This window comes from Okeania sp. SIO2B9, from assembly GCF_010672505.1.
Taxonomy (GTDB): Bacteria; Cyanobacteriota; Cyanobacteriia; order Cyanobacteriales; family Microcoleaceae; genus Okeania; species Okeania hirsuta.
Window position 1 is genome coordinate 1 of the sequence record NZ_JAAHGK010000490.1, and the last position, 5,058, is coordinate 5,058.

A 5,058-nucleotide genomic window follows, 5' to 3' on the forward strand; every position below is an offset into this window, starting at 1 on the left:
TGACTAATAAATGATTGGTGTTCAGAACTAGATAATCCTTGTTGAAGTACATTTAAAACTTCAGCTAAATTTCCTTCTATTAAGGATTTAACTGCTAACCATAATTCAGGAAAAACTTGACTTTTTATAACTCCATTTTCATCTATTGTCGCAGAAATATATTCACCTTCAGACAACCAAAAATAACTGAATTATTGTTCATAAACTCGCCCAACTAAATATTCTTTGACTCCATTACGTTGATAGACTTTTAATTTATCATGCAAATCATAAGCAGCACTACTAGCAGCAACTTCAACAATTAATTCTGGTGCTCCTTCTATATAATCATCCTCACTAATTGTTGTTTGTCCTCCCAAACTTGGTTCAATAAATAATATGGCATCTGGTTGAGGTTCATTATTTTTATCTAAACGAGAGTAGTATTATCGACACTCCTAACTCCAGGAGTAGCAGCAGTATACACTTCTAACCAAGTATTAATCTGAAGATGAGGTTCTCCATGGGCAGAAAATCTTAATGGTGAAGTCATATAAACAATTCCTTCAATAAGTTCAGCTTTTTTATGTTTTGGCATGGAAAAGCAGCGCTTTTCAAACTCATTTCTAGTTAAGCGATCGCCATTTTCTCAAGGTATTATTTTGATTTTAATCATAGTCTTATTATATTATTGTTGTTTTTCACTAAGTATAGACTACATAACTTCTAGATGCTTTGATTGGAGAAAAAATATCTGTATTCTCCCTAGATGAAAACAGTTATAAAATTCAATATTTCATAATTATTATGACCAAGGATAAAAATATGGGCATACAAAAAAAGATTAAAAAGCGTTTCGGTACAGAAATGCTGTTTGCGGAGCATTCCGGTACGGAAAATGCTGATAGCTAGTTAAACAAACTATCTACAAATTGTTAAGTATTCACAATATTTAGACACCTGATTGTGTGATTTTTTGCTGCCCTACTTAACTTAAATATTAGCCATTCTATCCTCAACCATCATTCGCACAACATCTGGCATTTTATACTGTGCTTTCCATGCTAATTTTTCTTTAGCTTTAATTGGATTTGCCCTACCTACAGAAATATCTGTAGGGCGATATAAACTCCGGTCTACCTCTACATAATTTTGCCAATTTAATCCTACAGCAGCAAAAGCTTCTATGACAAAATCTTGCAAAGGATAAGTTTCTCCAGTAGCAATTACATAATCATCTGGTTCTTCCTGTTGCAACATCAAATACATTGCTTCTACATATTCGGGGGCCCAACCCCAATCTCTCTGCACTGAAATATTTCCTAAATGCAATTTTTCATTACTTCCATTAGCAATTTTACAAACAACTGAAATAATTTTTTGAGTTACAAAACGTTGAGGTCTGAGGGGAGATTCGTGATTAAATAATATGCCAGAACAAGCAAATAAATTGTAAGCTTCTCGATAATTTGCCACTTCCCAAAAGGCTGTAGATTTAGCAACAGCATAGGGACTTCTTGGGCGAAAAGGAGTGATTTCTGTAGCAGGTTGACCGCCTGTATCGCCAAAACATTCGCTGGAGCTAGCATTATATAATTTAATTTTTGCTCCGGTAAATCTAATTGCTTCTAATAAATTTAATGTGCCAGTAGCGATACTTTCTAATGTTTCTACAGGTTGTTGAAAAGATAGACCTACTGAACTTTGACCTGCTAGATTATAAACTTCATCTGGTTGATATTTGGTTAATATTTGTAAGACACTTCTAAAGTCAGTTAAAGACATAGAGTCTAATTTTATTTTGTCACGAATATCTAAACGATATAAGTTGTTAAAAGTAGACATTTGGGCATCTCGGGAAGTGCCACAAACATTATAACCTTTTTCTAGTAATAGTTTGGCTAAGTAGGAACCGTCTTGACCTGAAATTCCGGAAATTAATGCTGTTTTCATAATTTTTAAGGAAGGAGAAAAAGAGATAAATATTTAGGACTTGCTGAATAAGTCTGAAATTTTAATTAATCAAAGTTTTAAGGGTTATTGAGATATTCATGTAGTGCAATAAAAACAAATAAGTCGAACTGTATGTCAAAATTCAGACATTTTTTTGAACTGAAACAGTGAAATTTTTTCTACTGTTAAACTTCAATAAACTATTGCCTTTCCTCGCCTACTTTTTTTCACCATACCCTATATTAGAAGGCTGACTTTATTGCCTTTTCCAGGTAATAAGTCAGGAGTAAGAATTAATAAGAATGTTTTTTGACTTTTCCTGACTCTATCCTTACCTAATTGGGTTAAATATCTCATTATTCTATAATACCATTTTGAAAAAAAGAATGCTTAACTTAGACGACACTTCAATTATTAAGTAATTAACACGCTAACTGAATAAATTTTTTGATAATTAGCAGGCCATTTATTGTTAATTATTCTGATGTTTAGTTCTCCCCTACTTTTGTACGGGCAAATGGCTATTCGGCCATACTCCTGCCCAATGCAAAAATGTAGCAAACATTTATCGCGCTTGCTATAACTTCTGACTCCTGTATTCTGACTTCTTTTTCAAAGATATCTTTTGATTAAAAACAACAGGTTATTGCCTAAATGTAATCTCTATATAGAAGCCTTATTCAGGTTATATAAAACATATTTTGGAGTTAGATTAAAATGGTTATTTTTCAGACTTTACGATCTATTTTAGTTTTCTTGCACATCATTTATAATTGCTATAGATTTATACAATCTAGCCTTTCTCAAGTTACTGAGGTACAGTTGTTTTTCTTCTTTTCTATTCCCTATTCCCTACTCCCACGCAGCAAAATAATTTTTGACCTCACGCCTCTTAGGAATTGCTATATATCAATCTGGAATTGTTTCTGCTAGAATTTTCGCTAAATTTTTGAGATGTGCTGCGTAGTTTTTTGTATTTTGATTAGGTGGTATTTTTTCCTGATTTTCTAGTTTTAGTTTGGTTTTTTCTAGTTCGGTTTGAGTTTCTTGAAGTTGAGATTTACAGGTATTCAATTCTTCTTGATACTTGAAATATTTAGATTGAGATTGTTCTAATTCTACCTGTACTTCATCGAGTTGGAATTGGGTAATTTCTAATTCTTCTCGCACATCATATAGTTCTGAAGAAGATTTATCTAACTCTGCTTGAATTTGTTGTAGTTGTGCTTCGGCATTTTTGGCAGTTCCTTGATTTTGCTGAAGTTGAGACTGAGCAGATACTAATTGTGCGGAAAATTCGTCTCGCTGAGATTTAGTATTTTCTAATTCTGTTTGAATTTGCTGTAGTTGTGCTTCGGAATTTTTGGTTTTTTCTTGGTTTTGCTGAAGTTGAGACTGAGATTTTTCTAATTCTTCTAATATTTGGTCTCTTTGAGATTGGATATTTTCTAATTCTTCACGATTTTGTTGAAGTTGAGATTGGGTAGATATTAATTTCTGAGAAAGTTCATCTTTCTGAGACTGAATATTTGCTAACTCGACTTGATTTTCCTGAAATTTTACCTCCAATGAAACACTATTCCCTATTTCTGAAATATCCACATCTCGAAAAACTGGCGTACTATTCCAAGGTTCAAAAGGTATAAGTTTTGCAGTGGAAAAATGAGGTCGAAAGAAATATTTTCCGACTTCATTTAATAGACAAGCAGCAAAAGCAAAGGGAGTGTTAGAAATAGCAACAAAATCACACTTACTCAATAAGAAAAAATTCAGATATTCTTGATTAACTTCTATCCCCAAGTCTTGAGCGGTTACAGGATGATATTCAGCAAAATAAACCAGAGGTAATTCCTCTATATTATCGCTGGCAATAAATAAAACTGGTTCCTCTAAAGTTTCCCATAAACCATCTAACCAAATTTTATACCACTCACTCGGAGCAACAGCAAAATTACTATTTTCCTCTGAATGTGATTGTAAATGTAAACCAATGATAGTGTTGCCACGAGAGTGTAATTTTTCCCAAGCAAGTTTTACTTTTTCCTCTACCTCTAGTGCAGGTTGAAACAAAGAACAAAAATATTCTTTAAAGGGCACATAATAGCGAGTGTGATATAAAAATTCTCCATGAATATCTACATTTTTCAAAATTTCTGTATTACCGAGGATAAATTCATTATCATTCTCCCCAACTTCAGGTAAATCTTCAGAAATCTCTCGATCTTTATGCCCAAATAATTCTTGCCCTATCCATTTTGGAGTCTCTACTGATAAGCAATTTTCTTGAGCATATATTTTCAAGAAACCATACTGAAAAATTTGATTACCTAATCCACCATTTTTGCCAAGAGTAGACATACTAATTACTTGTTTTCTCACATAAAAAGCATCTCCCCAAGAAGGATGAAAAGGCGTGGCAACTGCTATTTTACCAAAACCAGTCTGTGCTAAAAACTCATCAATTTTTTCTGCCAAAGCACAACCTTCATAGAGTTCTTCATAATTGATTTTTGTGTAAACTGCATCTATATATTTAAGTAGATTAGTTGCACCTTGTAATGCCAAAAGTTCTGCCCCTTGAATATCTAGATTGAGAATATTAAAATCTGCTGGTGTTAGTCCTAATTCTGATAGCAAAGTATCAAGAGTTTTTGACTCAACAGTTAGTTGATGTGTTTCTTTAATATTTGGATAAATATTTCGATAAAATTTCAAAGGCAAAATGGAACTACTCTGTCCCATGGAGTTAACATATAATTTTACTTTTCCATTTTGATTACTAATAGCATAGTTAACAGCTTGCACATCAATAGATACTTCGGCAATATTTGTTTTTAGCCTTTCAAATACTGTGGGGTTAGCTTCAATGAAAAGAATTTTTGAAATATTTAACCCTTGATAAGTTTTAATATCTTTACCCTCATAAGCACCTACATGAATAATGCCTCTAGGAAAAATTTGGTTTTGAAAGCAAAGGTTCTTTAAATCTAATTTCATGACTACTAATACTTAGATAATTTCAGTTCAGAAAAAAATAAATATGTCGCTCTACCACTAATAAAATCAATCTTTAACCAAGAAGAGAACTATTTCTTAGCTAAAGTAGTAGAGCAGAGGTAAAATTCA

The 5,058-nt window shown here is 32.5% G+C and carries 3 protein-coding genes and 1 pseudogene; 1 reads left to right on the forward strand and 3 read right to left on the reverse strand.

The window, feature by feature from the left end:
- Positions 1–628 (reverse strand): annotated as a pseudogene (locus tag F6K13_RS17545) (Uma2 family endonuclease); the annotation flags it as partial.
- A gap of 86 nt (positions 629–714) precedes the next feature.
- Here F6K13_RS17545 and F6K13_RS17550 point away from each other — a divergent pair.
- A complete protein-coding gene (locus F6K13_RS17550) occupies positions 715–891 on the forward strand; it encodes a hypothetical protein (protein ID WP_161565029.1) in 177 nt (58 codons plus the stop codon).
- Between the two features lie 81 nt (positions 892–972).
- Here the strand turns inward: F6K13_RS17550 and F6K13_RS17555 are convergent, their stop codons facing one another.
- Entirely contained in the window at positions 973–1,932 is a 960-nt protein-coding gene (locus tag F6K13_RS17555; RefSeq protein ID WP_287287902.1) for a GDP-mannose 4,6-dehydratase, read from the reverse strand.
- Between the two features lie 909 nt (positions 1,933–2,841).
- Positions 2,842–4,929, reverse strand: coding sequence for an FkbM family methyltransferase (locus F6K13_RS17560; RefSeq protein ID WP_287287903.1), 2,088 nt, complete (start codon positions 4,927–4,929; stop codon positions 2,842–2,844).
- Between the last annotated feature and the right edge of the window lie 129 nt (positions 4,930–5,058).

Bases quoted from the DNA above. Each gene is read 5' to 3' on its own strand.
- F6K13_RS17560 (WP_287287903.1), bottom strand. From the start codon at position 4,929: ATGAAATTAGATTTAAAGAACCTTTGCTTTCAAAACCAAATTTTTCCT.
- F6K13_RS17555 (WP_287287902.1), bottom strand. From the start codon at position 1,932: ATGAAAACAGCATTAATTTCCGGAATTTCAGGTCAAGACGGTTCCTAC.